Below are 15,123 nucleotides of genomic sequence, written 5' to 3' on the forward strand. Positions count from 1 at the left end.
CGTCATCCTCCGAAGCCGATGGGTTGGATCGCCGGCTGAGGCTCGGGCTCGTCAAGCTCGGCTTCCTCGACTTCCGGCTTGGCCGCGTCGTTCGCCGGGTCGGCGAACTGCGTGTAGTACAGCTCCGCGTACAGGCCGCCTTCGGCCAGCAGCTCATCGTGCGTGCCGCGCTCCCGCACCCCGCCACCGTCGATCACGAGGATCTGGTCGGCCTCGCGGATCGTGGACAACCGGTGGGCGATCACCAGCGACGTCCGGCTCCGCAGGGCGGTCTTGAGCGCCCGCTGGACGGCCGCCTCCGACTCGGAGTCCAGGTGCGCGGTGGCTTCGTCGAGTACGACGATCGTCGGCGCCTTCAGCAGCAGCCTGGCGATGGCCAGTCGTTGCTTCTCCCCGCCCGACATGCGGTAGCCGCGGTCACCCGAGACGGTGTCCAACCCGAGGGGCAGGGATTCGATCAGATCCCAGATCTGGGCCCCCTTGCAGGCCTCGATCAGCTCTTCCTCGGTGGCGGTCGGACGAGCGTAGAGCAGGTTCTCCCGGATCGTGTTGTGGAAGAGATAGGCGTCCTGGCTGACCACGCCCACCGTTTCGCGCAGCGATGCGAAGCTGATGTCCCGCAGGTCGTGCCCGCCGACGCGCACGGTCCCGGCGTTCGGGTCGTACAGCCGGGACACCAGGTGGGTGATGGTGCTCTTCCCCGCCCCCGACGGCCCGACGAGCGCGGTGAGGGTGCCGGCCCCCACGTGGAAACTCACGTCGCGCAAGACGTCCGGCGACACTTCCCCGCGCTCCCGCTCGGTCCGCAGATGCTCCAGCGACGCCAGCGAGACCTCGTCCGCGGTGGGATAGCGGAACTTCACGTTCTCGAACTCGATGTCCGGCGCCACGTCCTTCTCCAGCGCGACCGCGCCGGGGCGTTCCTGGATGAGCGGCTTGAGGTCGAGCAGCTCGAAGACCCGGGAAAAACTCACCACGACGGTCTGCGCCAGCTCCTGCATCCCGGACAGCTGGGTGATCGGTCCGAACATCCGCCCGAGCAGCGTGGCGATGGCGACCAGCGTGCCGAGCTGGAACGCCCCCGCGAGCACGAGCCCGCCACCGATCCCGTAGACGAGCGCCGTGGCCAGCGAGGCCATCAGCGCCATCATGACGAAGGCCATCCGGCCCCAGACGGCAAGGCTCACACCGACTTCGCGGATCTTCCCGGCACGTTCGGTGTACTCGGCCATCTCCTCGTCCGGCCGGCCGAAGAGTTTGGAGAGCATCGCCCCCTGCACGTTGAACCGCTCCTGGAGCAGCCCGCCGAGACCGGCGTTCTCGTCCATCTGCCGGATGCTGCGCCGCTGGATCGCCCGCCCGACCCGGATCCAGGGCACGAGGAAGATCGGGATGATCAGCAGCGAGATCGCGGCGACGAGCCACGAAAGATAGAACAGCTCGGCCAGCACCACCACGACCATGACCAGGCTGGTGGCCGCCATGAGCAGACCGGTGAAATGCTGCTGCGCCATGATCAGTTCCGTGTGCAGCCGCCCGACCAGCACCCCGGTCTGCGTGCGGGTGAAGAACGCGATCGGCAGCCGCCGGACATGGTCGAGTGCCTGGACCCGGAGGTCGTAGGTGATCCCCTCCCCGATCTTCCCGGAGATGTAGCCCGACAGCAGCGCCAGCGCCGCGCCAAGGAAGGCGAGCCCGGCGGTGAGGGCGGCCATCCAGATCACGACCCCGAGGTCGTTCTTGACGATGCCGTTGTCGATGAGTTCCTTCAGCAGCAACGGAGTCGCGACGACGATCAGCGCCTCCAGGACGGCGACGAGCACGAAGAGCGCCACCTTGCCGACGTGCGGGCGGAAGTAGGCGAGCACCCGGCGCACGGTCCCCTTGCGGACCTTCGTCACCCAGGGGTCCGGATCGTGCTCACTCTTGTCCACCCCCTCGAAGCGCAGAACCACGTCCATACGGTCACCTCTCTCACGAGCCAAGTCGGCGTTCTCAATCGTGCTGAATCGAGTCGATGTCCACGAGTGAGTCCAAGCGAGCACTTTCCGCGCTTGGACACGTTCACGCGGGGTCGAAACGCGAGTGTTCCGTGCCGGGTCAGCCGGCTTTGACGACGCGCGGGTGTGGGATCCGGCCATGGCCCGCCACCCCGCGCCGCAGCAGATCCGTCACCTCGTCCAGATCGCCGGACCGCAACGCCGAGGCCGCCGCCGCGAGGTCGCCCGCGATCCGGTCGAGGACCCCGGCCACCGGCTGGGCGTTCCCGGCGAGAATCCTTCGCCACAGCAAGGGATCCCCGGCGGCGATCCGCGTCACGTCGCGAAGTCCCTGTCCCGACAGGCCCAGCGCGACGTCGTCGCCGCCCGCGAGACTCGCCGCCATCGCCGACGCCACCACATGCGGAGCGTGCGACACCAGCGCCACCGCCGCATCGTGCTCGGCCGCCTCCACCGTGACCGCCCTCGCTCCGCACGACGAAACCAGTTCCCGCGTCAGGCGGACGGCATCCGCGGCCGTCTCGGCGCCGGGGCAGATCGCCCACGGACGGCCGAGGAACAGATCGGCGCGGGCGGCGGACGGGCCGGACCGTTCCCGGCCGGCGAGCGGATGGCCCGGCACATAGGAACTCAGATCGCAGCCCAGCCGTTCCGCGTCGGCGATCGGGTCGACCTTGACGCTCGCCACGTCGGTGTACACCCGCGCGGCTCCTCGCCGCTGCAGGTCCGCCAGTCGCTCACCCACGAGATGCGGCGGGACGGCGATCAGCGCCAGGTCGGCTTCCTCACCGGTCCATTCCCGGCCGGCGCCGAGGTCCCGCGCCAGCCGGACGGCCCGAGCGTCCACATCGGACAGATACACCGCCACGCCGCGTTCGCGAAGCGCCAGCGCGACAGAGGTGCCGATCAGTCCCGTACCGACGACAAGCGCCTTCTCGATGGTCACCGTCACTTCTTATGCCGCCCACCTGGCGATGTCGAGCCGGTGACCTTGGCACCGCGATCCGGTGTCCAAGGTGGGGTTGGACACCGCGCACACGAAAGGGACCTTCACCGCGCACCGCACGGGAAAGTCCCCTTCGCGCCGAGCAGCCGCGTTACGCGATCGCCCCCGTGGCGAGATCGGTCGCGCGGTTCTCCAGGTGATCCGCGAACCCCGCCCACACCCGGGCGTGATCCCTGGCGAATCCGGCGACCACGCCGTACAGATGCGGCGGGACGCCGCGCAGGATCCGCTCCCATTCCTGCCCGTCGATGGAGTGCATGGTGAGCATGCGCAACAGGATCCGGCCCACCTCACTCAACCGCAGGGTGGGATCCGCCTTGAGTTTCTCCAGTACGGCGAGCCGCTCCCGGTCCAGCGCGTGACCGAGATCGGGCTCGGTCAGGCTCAGCGGATGCTGTTTGGTCCGCGACCTCCTGCTGCCGTCCGGGGTCGGGTTCTCCCCGCGCTCCAGCCGTCCCCGCACGTCCCGGACCGTCTCCGGCGAGATGCCGACCTGCTTGGCGACCTGCCGGAGCGAGAGCCCCGGATCGTTGCGGATGAGGTCGGCGGCGAGTTGCCGCCGCTCCGAACTGTCGACGGGCCGGATCCGCCCGTCTCGTCCGATCCTGGCCTCGCTTCCGTTCTCTCCACCGCGTTTGCGCAGGTCCGCCACCGTTCCGGCGGAGATACCCGTCGCCGACGCCACGCGCCGATCGGACCACTGTGGATGCGTCCCGATGATCTGGACGGCCGCTCGTTTGCGATCGGCCAGCGAAAGCGGCAGACCGTGCCGGATATTCGCCGCCACCGCCAGGACGAAGGCATCGGATTCGGTGCCGTCGATGAACCGTGCCTGGATTTTCGTGTCACCCCTGACCCGCGCCGCCTTCAGCCGGTGCTGGCCATCGACCACCCGCATCGTCGGCCGGTGCACGAGAATGGGCGGAAGTTCCCATTCCGTCGACAGCAACATCTCGACATGGTCCGGATCCTCGCCCGAAGTTCGTGGCGAGCACACGGACGACAGCCGCGACAGCTCGACTTCGACTACCGGGAGAGCGGACAGGTCTACTCTCGTCGGATCCACCTAGCCCCCACTGAATCTCTTATGCGTCATCTTCGTGACATGGCTTTGGAACCCACCGTCCAACTGCTTGGTTTCGGTGGTTGGACACCACGATCCCGTCCGGGCGCTTCTCGTCCGCGCGGCGGGCGTCCTCGACGATGAGGACTATTCGAACGCCACCACGGTTTTCGGAAGACCGATGGCGGCGCGTATTCCCCGGAACCACCGGAACGGGAAGGGTTTCCGCGCCCCGGATGAGGCTCCGATCAAGACGTACGCTCGGCGGCTCCGGTCCGGCAAGGGCTTACACCCGTTCAGCCCGAAGCAGCCGGTCCCCACCCGCAGGGCGAGTTCTCGAAAGGTTCAGATCCTGGTTCTCGACTAGGGTTCCGATCAGTGCTGCACCGGTCGGTCTAAGACTTCCTCGCAGTCGCGAGTCACCGTCGTCCCCCCCTCGATCCCCAGTGCGTGCGCGCTCTGACGATCCCCAGCGAGCCGCACACCTTTGCAGCATGGCACGATCAAACGTTGTCGGCAATTGACGAACAGCGTAATTCGCAGTGTCGAAGCTCCTCAAGATCACTATTCGCAGCTTCCACTCAGGGTATTGACTCCGTCACCCGGGATCAGTACTGGACACCCGCATACGCTGCTCACAGGGGTAACGGCCTAGGCTGTTCGCGGGCTCTTCTTAACCCATTCGCCTGTTTCGCCTCTCCGGCCGGATGACCGTGACATCCCATCACCGGATCCCGCCCTTCGACACTTATTCACACGAACGGTCGAGCCGGGCCCCCTTTGTTCGGTTCGCTACCGGATACTTCTCATCGGTACGCGGGCGCCGAGAGCAAAGCGGGGGATGCGAAAGTGAACTTCGGCCACGAACGGGTTCGCCTTCTTTTCACCCGGAGGCAAGCTCACCCCGAGCGAGCGGAGGAGCAGTGACAGCGATGCCGCGGGCACCACTCGGGGTACCCGCGGCATCAGTGTGGCCGACCGGCTCTCCTACTCGATGGGGAAATCGAAATAGGTGTCCGGGTAAGGCTCGTCCTTCAGGTTGTAGTGCCACCACTCGCACTCGTACGACTTGAAGCCCGAGCCCTCCATGATCGCGCACAGGTGCGCGCGGTTCTTCGTCGCCTCTTCCGGCACACCGTCGGCGCCGTGGTGCGAGACGACGTCCATCAGGTCGTGGTCGCCGCCCATGTCGGCGAGCTCACCGGTGTCCAGGCGGTAGAGCGTCAGGTCCACCGTGCTGCCCCGGCTGTGCCCGGACTTGGTGGCCACGTAGCCCTGTTCGAACATCTGGGGCCGCTCGATGTTCGGGTAGTGCCTGGCCTTCTTCCGGCCGTCTTCGGGCTCTTCCGCCCAGCGCATGAAGCGGTCCACCGCGCGCTGCGGGCGGTACACGTCCCAAAGGAGCAGCCCGAAACCGAGCTCCGCGGCCTTGTCCCGCGCCTTTTCCAGCGCCGCGCAGAACGCACGTGTGCCGACGACGCGGTTCACCAGGTAGCCGTCCACCGGCTTGCCGGTGAAGTTGTCCCACGTGGCGTACTTGGCGTCCCAGCGGATTCCGGAGACGACCTCGTCGACGAAGACGAAATCATCCCTCATTCGTCACGCCCGCCAGCGTCAGCTTCACCAGGCGGTCGATCACGTCGCCGAGCGAGAGGCCGGCGGCGTTCATCATCCGCGGGTAACGGCTGTACGAGGTCAGGCCGGGCAGGGTGTTGACCTCGTTGAGCACGACACTGCCGTCCTCCTTGAGGAACAGGTCCACCCGCGCGAGCCCGCTGCAGCCCAGCGCGCGGTAGATGACCTTGGCCGTCTCCTGGACCAGGTCGCGCGAGGCGTCCGGGATGTCGGCGGGGACGATGAAGCTCGAGTTCTCGGAACCGGTCTCGGGGCTCTTCTCCTGGTGGATCTTGAAGAAGCCGTGGGTCAGCGCGACCCGGTCGACCTCGCCCGCGAACAGGTCCTCGCCGTCGCCGAGGATCGAGCAGCCGATCTCGCTGCCGATGACGGCCTCTTCGATCAGGATCTTCGCGTCGTACTGGCGCGCCTCCGCCAGCGCGGCGGGCAGCTCTTCCTTCGAGGAGACCTTGCTGACGCCGAACGACGAGCCGGAGCGGGCGGGCTTCACGAAGACCGGGTAGTTCAGCGCGTCCGGGTCGACGTCGTTGTCCGGCGTGACGATGTGGAAGGTCGGCGTCGCGATCCCCGCGCCGCGGACGACCGAATAGGTGAGCGACTTGTCGATGCACATGACCGAGCTCGGGAGGTCGCAGCCGACGTAGGGGATGCCGGAGATCTCCAGCAGGCCCTGCATCGCGCCGTCTTCGCCGAACTTGCCGTGCAGCACCGGCAGCACCACGTCGAGGGCGATCGTCTCGTACTTGCCCTCGTCCAGGACGAGCAGGCCGTGCACACCGCGGTCCGGCGACAGGACGGCCGGGCGGACGTTGCCGTTCTCCCAGTCCTCGGCGGGGCCGTCGCACAGCATCCAGGAACCGCTCTGGGTGATCCCGATGTAGTACGGCTCGTACTTCTCGAGGTCGAGGTGCTTCTGGACCTCGCGCGCAGATTTGATGGAGATAGGATGTTCTTCGGAAAGCCCGCCGAACAGAATTCCGATTTTCAGCCTACCCATACTACTTCCCGCTTTCGAATTGGAGACAATTGATGATGGAGTTTTCAACAGTGTCACTCAGTGCGTGGTCCGTGTAATAGGCGGTATGCGGACTGATGAGCACGTTCGGCAGCTTTTCCAGCCGCAGCAACGTTTCACTCTCGAGCGGCTTGTTCCGGCAGTCGGCGTAGAAGATGCCTTCCTCTCCTTCGACGACGTCCAATGCCGCTCCGCCCAGTTTGCCGTCTTCCAGCGCCGAAATGAGGGCTTCGGTTTCGATGAGCGGGCCACGTCCGGTGTTGATGATGTACGCGCCGTCCTTCATCCGCTCGATGTTCTTCCGGTCGAGAAGATGATAGGTGTCTTTGTTGAGCGGCACGTGGAGCGTCACGATGTCGCTCTGCTGGAGCAATTCGTCGAGCGGAACGTAATCGGCCGAGGCGGTCAGCAGCGTGTCGTAGGCCAGCACCCGGCAGCCGAAACCACGCAGCCGGTCCAGCACCGCGACCCCGATCCGCCCTGTTCCGACCACTCCGACGGTCAGATCGCGCAGCTCTTTCCCGCGCACCTCGTTCAGCCGGTAGTCGTGCACCTCGGTGCGGCGGATGATGGACTTGGCGTCGCGCACCGCCATCAGCATCAGCATCAGCGTGAAGTCGGCGACGCTGTCGGGCGAGTAGGCGACATTGCCCACGGTGATACCGACGCTCGCCGCGTATTCCACATCGATGTGGTTGAAGCCGATGCTCCTGGTGGAGATGTATTCCACGCCCGCTTCGGCGAGGGCGAGAAGAATGGAATTCGTGACCTTGGTCTTGTGACCGATACTGATGCATCGATTTCCGGAGACCAGCCCGATATTGTCCTCGGATACCGGCTCGTCCACAATGGTCGGCATTACGCCGAAACGAGGAGCCATCTCCCGGAACAAGGCGGCCTCGTCCGATCCGCAACCATAAATCGTGATTCCCCTCGCCAAGACGGCCGAGGAGGAGGCGGACGCCGGCGATCCGGTGCGGGGGGCAGCTGATCGCGCTGGTTCGCTGTAGGTCATGCCCGACATTGTAGGCAGCGCGTTGTTGCCGCTTCTTATGGGGTTTTCGATGCCCCGACAATAAGTTACCAACTGGTAGCGCCGAGTGCATGTCGTTGTCGCTCACCTGCGGCGTACAGCTCTACCGCAGATCTTGCCCGCCCACCCCGGACGTCGAAACCGCCCCGTGACCGATGCCACAAAGCCATCCGGACACGAGGTCCGCGAGCTGTTCCGGAGCATCCCTCGCCACGAGATGACCCGCCGCCGGAACCCGGACGACGGCGACCCGGCGGTTGGCAGCGCGCAGACGGCCCACGTCGGCGTCACGCAGCGGCGACCCCTGTCCGCCGTGCACCACCAGGACCGGCAGGTCCAGGGCCCCGGCCGTGGCGAGCAGGGCGGGGCCCGAGCCGAGAACGTCGTCCACCAAGCGCGTGTACCGGCCGGTGAGCCCATGGAAGTCGAGCCACGAGCGCGCCCTGCCCGGCTCGAGGTCGGGTACGACGTCGACGAGCACGAGACCGGACGCGCGTGCCGCGACGGCGGGATCCGCGAGCGCCGCGATGGCGGCCAGGCCGCCGACCGACGCGCCCACGAGGACGACGGGCGCGGGCTGGCTCGCGATCATCCCGGCCACGTCGTCGGCCAGCGCGCGGAGCGTGGTCGCCCGGCCGGAACTGTCCCCGTGTCCGCGCAGGTCGAAGGCCACCGACCGGAAGCCGTGCCCGGCCAGTGCCGCGGCGACCGGCACCCACACCGCACGGCGTTCTCCGCCCGCGTGCAGCAGCAGCACCGTCGGACCGACGCCGGCCACCGTGCCCCGCAGGATGACTTCGCCCAGGTCCAGACTGATTTCGGTACTCACGGCATCCCCCTTACCTTGGACCGTCAAGGTAACGCATCTACCTTGGCGCATCAAGGTACGATCCCGGTCGTGACGACCTCCCGAGCCCGACGAGCGCCCGAAGAGGCCCGGCGGCTGATCCTCGACGCCGCGGCCTCCCTGCTCGGTGAGTCCGGCGTGGCCGCCGTCCAGATGCGCGCCGTGGCCGCCCGGGTCGGCATGACCGACGCCGGCGTCGCCCATCACTTCGGCAACCGCGAGAAACTGCTCGCCGAACTCCTCCGGCACGGAGGCCGCCGTCTCCGTGACGCGCTTCAGGGCCTTCTCGCCGGCTGGCTGGACCACGAGGCCGACCTGCTCGGACTCGTCGAGGCCCTCCACACGCTGTACCGAGACGGCTACGGCGAGCTCGCGGTGGCACTGCACGCGGCGGGCTGGCACGACCCGGGCAGCGGGATGCTCGACCCGGTCGTCGACGCCCTCCACCGGCTCCGGCCATCCGGCGGCTCACTCGACGACACGCGGCTCGCCGTCGCCGCCCTGCACCAGGCGATGGCCACGGAGCCCCTGTACGGGAGCGATTTCCGGCGCAGCGCCGGGCTCACCGCAGCCGACGACTCGTCCGCGCAGGTGCGCTGGTGGGCGCGCCAGCTCCACCTCGCGCTCGGGCTCAGGCCCGATACGGACCCTGGTCCCCGAGATCCGGGCTCACCCGCGGGTTCCGGCCCTCCTGCCCCGGCACCGGGGTGACCGTGGGCTCCTGCTCGGGGTCGGCACGGTCGTCCGCACGCTTCCGCCGCCGGGCCCCGACCGCCACGTCGTCCTCGCGCCGCCGGGCGAGCACGGACAGGGTGAGCACGTGGGCGACCGCCATGAGCAGCAGGAACACGCCCAGCCTGCCGACGAACGCGGCCGTCGAACCGGACCAGTCCGGGGCCACGACCGCCAGCAGCGCCAGCATCCCGATCGCCGCCAGATGGAAGACCGTCACCACCATCCAGGCCACCGACCCGCTGCCCTCCCGGGCGTCCGGCGCGGTCAGGAAGCGGCGGGCGCCGCGGTACAGGATCTGGCCGTCCGCGACGACGAAGATCAGGCCGATGATCAGGAAACCCGGAAGTTCGTTGTCGGGCATCGTTGCCTCCTCCGTTTCCCGGGGGATACCCGCGGAACGCGGCGAGACGGGCCTCTTGCCTCGATCGTGTGACCGCGCGAGTCCGTGAAGGCCTCCTTGAGGGACTCTGGGTCCCTCAAGGAGGCCTTCACGGAATTGCGATCAGCGAATACCCTGCGCCAGGCGTTGGCCCAGGCCTTCGACGTCGTCGAGCGCTGCTCGCAGCTCGGCGGCGTACTCCTCGGCCCCGGCCCGCAGGCCCCGCTCGACGACGTCCACGGCGTCGAACGTCTCGACGTCCCCTCCGCTCAGCGCCGCGACGGATTCCTTGACGACGGCGCCGAGCAGCAGTTCTTCGGGGACCCCCGGCGCCCCTTCCAGCGGCCAGACGAGATCGTCGAGCACGCTCTGCCCGCCGACTTCGCGGACCAGGCCCGCCGCGGTGATCCCCGGCACCCGGAACCCCTCCGGCAGCACCGCGCGGACGCTCATATTGCGCGAAAGCCAGTACAGCAGCTGCGCGTTCACTTCCAGCTTGACCGGCTTCGGCGCCAACCACAGCGTGAGGTTCACGTAGTACTCGGTGAGGCGATCGAGCACCTCGCCGCCCTTTTCGAAACCCCACAGGTTGATGTCGAAATAGTGGTGCCAAGTGGCGTCGGCGACGATTCGCCCGACGCCGGCGGCCGCGCCGTCGTACACACAGGACACGCCGTAGACCTGCCCGTTGCGTTTGTCGGTGCCCTGCGCGACGATTTCCGGCTTCGGCTGTCCCGAACGCCCGGACGGCCAGACGTCCGCCGGGAATTGTTCCGGAATGACCAGCTGTCCCTCGTGCATGTGATCCGGGAAGACGGTGATCGGTCCCCGCCTGCCCTGGAACAGCGCGTGCGGCCTGCCGAACCGCTTCCGCAGGATGAGCTCCTGCGGGTACGGGTCGAGATCGTTCGGGATCGGATTGTTGATGTCACTGCCCCACGGATCCGGCTGGTGGGTGTTGTGGCTGAACTCGATACTGGCGTCGGGCCGGTCGTTCCACACCCGCAGCTCACCCGCGCGCGGGACCCGGTGCCCCAGCGCCCGGCCCAGGTTCAGGTAGTCGGGCAGCGACGGATCCGCTCCCGGCGGGCGCGGATTCGAGTGGTCGCCGCAGATGAGCACGCCACCACCGGCGTCCATCCACGTCCGCAGCGCGGCGACCTCCTCGTCCACGAGCTCGTTTTCGGGCTCTCCCGGCATGTTGGACTGCAGGATGCCGAAGAACCACACCTGCTCGTACCGGCCGAGCACTTCGGTGGTGAGTTTGTTGGCGGCGTGCCCACCCTCGTGCCGGTTGATCAGATCGATCTCGAACTCGGCGAAGAAGGGCTGATTCCCCAAAAGGAGATCACGGACGATTCCCAGCGAGAAGCCGCCGTTCCCGGTGAAGCCGACGACATCGGTGTAGAACAGAATTCTGATCTTCGGTTTGGCGATCGGGCTGACTTGATCAGCGACGAGACGCGCGTCGAACATCGGTATTTCCCCCTTGCTTCAAGCGCCATGCCGTCCTCCCCGGCGGCGCCCTCCCTTCCACGTATACCGGAACTTTCGATGATCGTGCAGGCGCCGAAGCGCGACCGAAAGGGCGGCCGCGCGCGCTTTTTCGCCCGCTCCGGGTGATCTTCGGAAACCGGCGGCCTGCCACCGTGGAACACCGATCCGCCTCCTGGAAGGTGCCGCATGGTGCGAATATCGTTCGGCGATTCACCCGCGTACCGGTTCCGCCGCCGGAAAACCAGCGGGCGACAGAAAACCCCGCGCTTCACGAGACGGCCGCCACCGATTCCGGCGCCACCTCCCGCCACCGGCACACTGTTTCCCCGCGCGCTGGTGGTGCTGCTGGGTTCCGCCGCCGCGGTCGTCGTACTGGCCGGCCTGAACGCGATCGCCTGGCTCGCCGGGCCCGTGTTCCTCGCCCTGGTCATCGTGATCACCCTCGACCCGGTGCGGACCTGGCTGCGCGGCAAGGGTTTCCCCCGCTGGCTCACGGTCACCGTCCTGGTCGCCACCGTCTACGCCGCGTTGCTCGCGCTCTTCCTGGTGGTCGTGATCTCCCTCGCGCAGCTTTCGGCCCTGCTCCCCCGCTACGCCGGGCAGGCCGACGAACTGCTCCGGGACGGAGCGGCGTTCCTCGGCCGGTTCGGGGTCGGCGAACCACAACTGCGCGAGATCCTGTCCACTATGGACACGGGCAAGCTGATCGGTTTCGCCGGATCCCTGCTCGCCGGCGTCGGCGGACTGGTCACGAACCTGGCCTTCCTGCTCGCCTTGATGCTCTTCCTGAGCACCGAATCGGCGTGGGCCGGGCAACGGCTCGGCCGGATCGCGCGCGACCGGCCGTGGGCGGGCGCGGCGTTGCGGCGGTTCGCCTTCGGCACCAGGAGATACCTGGTCGTGACGACGGTGTTCGGCGGAGCGGTGGCGATACTCGACACGATCGCGCTCGCCCTGCTCGGCATCCCGGCTGCCGTGCTGTGGGGGCTGCTGTCCTTCGTCACCAACTACGTGCCCAACGTGGGCTTCGTGATCGGGGTGGCACCGCCCGCGCTCATCGCACTCCTCGACGGCGGCCGGCGCGCCATGCTCGTGACGATCGTCGTGTACGTACTGCTGAACTTCGTGGTGCAGTCGCTGATCCAGCCCCGGTTCGTCGCCGAGTCCGTCGGTCTGTCCACTTTGGTCACCGTACTCGCGCTGGTGTTCTGGACCTGGCTGCTCGGCCCGCTCGGCGCCGTCCTCGCCGTGCCGGCGACGCTGCTGGCCAAGGCGCTGCTCATCGACGTCGATCCGCGTGCCCGCTGGGCCGAGGCGCTGCTGTGCTCGCCGGATCGCCGGAAGGGCTGACCGGCGCGCTCAGGTCAGGCCGTGGTGGCGCGCGACCACCACGGCCGACCGGCGGTTGTTCACCCCGAGCTTGCCGTAGATCGACCGGACATGGGTCTTCACCGTGTTGACCGACACCGTCAGATCCGACGCGATCTCGTCGAGCGAACGCTGGGACGGCAACCGCCGCAGCACCACCTGCTCGCGATCGGTCAGTTCGCTGGGCGGGGTGTTCGGCACGAGACGCCCGCGGACCGTCTGCGCGAAACGGTCCAGTGAGCCGAAACCACCGGAATGGTCGATCAACAGGTTCCTCACCCGTGGCTCGGCGAGCGCGAACGGGCGGATCAGCCGCTGCGGCCTGGCGAGGGTGAGCGCGCGGTCGAGCGCCTGCAGCGCCAGGGTCCGCCGGTGGGACCGCAACGCGAGCGCGGTCTCGGCCAGGCGGGTGTCCACCGGGGTGGCCGGCAGCAACGCGGGAGCGGATTCGGTGGCACGCAGGACCTTCTCGGCGAGGTCGGTCTCCTCGACGGCGAGGTGGGCGCGGATCTGGAGCAGGGCCAGCTCGGCGGTGCCGGACAAGCTCTCCTGCGCCCAGGCGAACACTTCGGCCGCGTGCAGACCTTCGCCCACCACGAGCGCCGCGTGGTGCTCGACGACGGTGCACATCCCGATGAGTTCGCGGGGCAGTTCGAGATCCGCGAGCCGCCGCCGGGCCGCCCGCATGGCCTGCGAGCCCGCCGCCCGGTCGCCGCCGTCGAAGCGGACCATGCCTTCGAAGAAGCCCCGCAGCGGTCCGAGAACCGGTGCGGAGACAGGCACTTCCGCTCGTGGAGCCCTGGCCAGTTCACCCGCCGCCGCCACCGGTTCGAAGCGCATCAGATCGTCGTAAGCCAGCATCAGATGGCATTCGGCGACCCCCGGCGAGCGGCACCAGCCGTGCCGCCGGGCGACGGCGAGCGCTCCGATGCACGCGCGCCGCATCGCCGTGTGGTCGCCGAGCAGCGCCGTCGCGACAGCGAGCGCGAGTCTGCTGTGCAGGACGAGATGTTCGAGCCGTTCGCCGTGGGCGAGGCGCAGCGCGGTTTCGGCACGGGCGACGGCGTGCCGCCGGGCGCCCCGGTGCAGCGCCCGCCAGACCAGCTCGACCTTGTCCCAGGCGACCGATTCCGGTGAGCGCGTCACCGTGCTCTCGGGCGGGCCGTTCCCCGTCACCAGCGCGAGATGGGGCGCGGCCAGCCGTCTCAGTCCGTCGTCGCCGAGATCGGTGGCGGCGGCGGTGAACTCCCCACGCTGGACGTGTTCCAGCGCGGACGCCAGCCGGAGCCGGGGGCTCGCGCTCAACGCCCCCTCGCCCAGATAGGCGAGCGCGCCCCGGACGAGTTTCCCGTCGCCTGCCAGCACTTGGCGCACCGCGTGATCGCGCGCCAGGCGCAAGGCCCCCTGACGGTCCCGGCCCGCGACGGCGTGCGTCAGCGCTTCGCCGAACCGCCCTTGCCCGGCGTACCAGCGGGCGGCGATCCCCTGCAGCCGCCGCGCCCGTGCCGGGGACCGGCGTGTCAGCTCCGCCTGCAGGAAACCGCGCAGCGGCGCGGGAAGCCGGTAGGTGTCGGCCGGGGTGCGCACGACGAGCCCGGTCTCGCGCTCCAGTTCGTCCAGCGTCACGCCGGCGTCCGGCGAACCCGTCAGCCGCGCCGCGAGCGCCGCGCTCACGGTGTCGCAGACACTGACGCACAGCAGCAGATCCGACGTCGCGGGCGGCAACCGCGAGAGCACCTCGTCGGCGAAGAACCGGGCCACGGCGAGCTCGTCGCCCCCGACCGCCGCGACGAGCCCGTCCGCGTCCTCGGCCTCGCGTACCGAGACCGCGGCCCAGCCGAGCGCGGCGGCCCAGCCCGCGGTGCGCTCGGTCAGTTCGCGGACCCGGTCCTCGCCCACCGTGGCCCCGGTGGAGCGAAGCAGGTTCGCCGTTTCCTCCACGCTGAAGCGGAGTTCGGCGGCGCCGAGCCGCGAAAGCGCGCCTTCGACCTCCAGCCGGGCCAACCGCAGTTTCGGCTCGACGCGCGTGGCCAGCACCAGCCGCAGCATCGGCGGCTGGTGCCGGGCCAGCGCGGCGAGCGCTTCCACCGGCTCCGGACGGGAGATCTCCTGGACGTCGTCCAGGACCAGCCACACCGGTTCACGCAGACCGGCGAGCACGTCACCGAGATCGGCGAGGAATTCGGTGCGCCGCCCGGGTGGCGGTGGTCCGAGCCGGAACTCCGGGAGGCCGAGGTTCCGGCGCAGCGAGAGGAGGACGGCCGACCACAGCCGGCGTTCGTCGTTGTCGTCGTCGTCCAGCGACACCCAGGCCACGTCACGACGATCGCGGGCCCAGCAGGCCAGCGCGGTGGTCTTGCCGGAGCCGGCGGGCGCCCGGAGCACGGTCACCGGCCGGGTGCCTGCCCGGTCGAACAGGGCCGTGAGCCGGGCGCGCGGGACGAAGATCCCCGGCACCCGCGGCACCGTCACCTTGGCCGAAGGGATCCGCCAGGACCGCGATGTCGTTCGAGCGGGCAAGTCAACCTCTCGATCGTCCGAAGGA

The 15,123-nt window shown here is 68.7% G+C and carries 12 protein-coding genes; 2 read left to right on the top strand and 10 right to left on the bottom strand.

Features of this window, described 5'->3' with window-relative positions:
• Positions 1 to 2: 2 nt before the first annotated feature.
• From DMC61_RS18080 to DMC61_RS18110, 7 genes are all read right to left on the bottom strand, one after another.
• Positions 3 to 1,961, bottom strand: coding sequence for an ABC transporter ATP-binding protein (locus DMC61_RS18080; protein WP_125690257.1), 1,959 nt, complete (start codon positions 1,959 to 1,961; stop codon positions 3 to 5).
• Positions 1,962 to 2,100: 139 nt separating this feature from the next.
• Positions 2,101 to 2,946: a prephenate dehydrogenase gene (locus tag DMC61_RS18085; RefSeq protein WP_125690258.1), complete on the bottom strand. Its 846-nt coding sequence runs from the start codon at positions 2,944 to 2,946 to the stop codon at positions 2,101 to 2,103.
• Between the two features lie 151 nt (positions 2,947 to 3,097).
• Complete coding sequence (locus DMC61_RS18090; protein WP_125690259.1) at positions 3,098 to 4,072, bottom strand: ParB/RepB/Spo0J family partition protein; 975 nt, start codon at positions 4,070 to 4,072, stop codon at positions 3,098 to 3,100.
• Positions 4,073 to 5,056: 984 nt separating this feature from the next.
• Positions 5,057 to 5,665: a D-Ala-D-Ala dipeptidase VanX gene (gene vanX, locus DMC61_RS18095; protein WP_125690260.1), complete on the bottom strand. Its 609-nt coding sequence runs from the start codon at positions 5,663 to 5,665 to the stop codon at positions 5,057 to 5,059.
• Complete coding sequence (gene vanA-Ao2, locus DMC61_RS18100) at positions 5,655 to 6,701, bottom strand: D-alanine--(R)-lactate ligase VanA-Ao2 (RefSeq protein ID WP_125690261.1); 1,047 nt, start codon at positions 6,699 to 6,701, stop codon at positions 5,655 to 5,657. The genes vanX and vanA-Ao2 overlap by 11 nt, the downstream gene beginning before the upstream one ends.
• 1 nt (position 6,702) lies before the next feature.
• Positions 6,703 to 7,734: a VanH-AOV family D-lactate dehydrogenase gene (gene vanH / locus DMC61_RS18105; RefSeq protein WP_125690262.1), complete on the bottom strand. Its 1,032-nt coding sequence runs from the start codon at positions 7,732 to 7,734 to the stop codon at positions 6,703 to 6,705.
• Positions 7,735 to 7,855: 121 nt separating this feature from the next.
• Positions 7,856 to 8,581, bottom strand: a complete 726-nt coding sequence (locus DMC61_RS18110; RefSeq protein ID WP_125690263.1) for an alpha/beta fold hydrolase — start codon at positions 8,579 to 8,581, stop codon at positions 7,856 to 7,858.
• A gap of 69 nt (positions 8,582 to 8,650) precedes the next feature.
• Here DMC61_RS18110 and DMC61_RS18115 point away from each other — a divergent pair, with 69 nt between their 5' ends.
• On the top strand, positions 8,651 to 9,310 hold the full coding sequence (locus DMC61_RS18115) for a TetR/AcrR family transcriptional regulator (protein WP_125690264.1): 660 nt from the start codon (positions 8,651 to 8,653) through the stop codon (positions 9,308 to 9,310).
• Here the strand turns inward: DMC61_RS18115 and DMC61_RS18120 are convergent.
• Complete coding sequence (locus DMC61_RS18120; RefSeq protein ID WP_125690265.1) at positions 9,231 to 9,695, bottom strand: hypothetical protein; 465 nt, start codon at positions 9,693 to 9,695, stop codon at positions 9,231 to 9,233. The two genes, DMC61_RS18115 and DMC61_RS18120, sit on opposite strands and share 80 nt — an antisense overlap.
• Positions 9,696 to 9,836: 141 nt before the next feature.
• Positions 9,837 to 11,189, bottom strand: a complete 1,353-nt coding sequence (locus DMC61_RS18125) for a hypothetical protein (RefSeq protein WP_125690266.1) — start codon at positions 11,187 to 11,189, stop codon at positions 9,837 to 9,839.
• A gap of 207 nt (positions 11,190 to 11,396) precedes the next feature.
• Between DMC61_RS18125 and DMC61_RS18130 the strand changes: the two genes are divergently transcribed.
• A complete protein-coding gene (locus DMC61_RS18130; protein WP_125690267.1) occupies positions 11,397 to 12,560 on the top strand; it encodes an AI-2E family transporter in 1,164 nt (387 codons plus the stop codon).
• A gap of 9 nt (positions 12,561 to 12,569) precedes the next feature.
• Here DMC61_RS18130 and DMC61_RS18135 read toward each other — a convergent pair whose 3' ends face one another.
• Positions 12,570 to 15,050 carry a LuxR C-terminal-related transcriptional regulator gene (locus DMC61_RS18135; protein WP_125690268.1) on the bottom strand — a complete coding sequence of 827 codons (2,481 nt, stop codon included), beginning with the start codon at positions 15,048 to 15,050 and terminating at the stop codon, positions 12,570 to 12,572.
• Positions 15,051 to 15,123 lie beyond the last annotated feature (73 nt).

The organism is Amycolatopsis sp. WAC 04169 (assembly GCF_003947535.1).
Taxonomy (GTDB): Bacteria; Actinomycetota; Actinomycetes; order Mycobacteriales; family Pseudonocardiaceae; genus Amycolatopsis; species Amycolatopsis keratiniphila.

What these genes read in the sequence shown, in the direction of transcription:
- DMC61_RS18080 (WP_125690257.1), bottom strand. Translation starts at nt 1,961, where the DNA reads ATGGACGTGGTTCTGCGCTTCGAGGGGGTGGACAAGAGTGAGCACGAT.
- vanX (WP_125690260.1), bottom strand. Translation starts at nt 5,665, where the DNA reads ATGAGGGATGATTTCGTCTTCGTCGACGAGGTCGTCTCCGGAATCCGC.
- vanA-Ao2 (WP_125690261.1), bottom strand. Translation starts at nt 6,701, where the DNA reads ATGGGTAGGCTGAAAATCGGAATTCTGTTCGGCGGGCTTTCCGAAGAA.
- vanH (WP_125690262.1), bottom strand. Translation starts at nt 7,734, where the DNA reads ATGACCTACAGCGAACCAGCGCGATCAGCTGCCCCCCGCACCGGATCG.
- DMC61_RS18120 (WP_125690265.1), bottom strand. Translation starts at nt 9,695, where the DNA reads ATGCCCGACAACGAACTTCCGGGTTTCCTGATCATCGGCCTGATCTTC.
- DMC61_RS18125 (WP_125690266.1), bottom strand. Translation starts at nt 11,189, where the DNA reads ATGTTCGACGCGCGTCTCGTCGCTGATCAAGTCAGCCCGATCGCCAAA.
- DMC61_RS18130 (WP_125690267.1), top strand. Translation starts at nt 11,397, where the DNA reads ATGGTGCGAATATCGTTCGGCGATTCACCCGCGTACCGGTTCCGCCGC.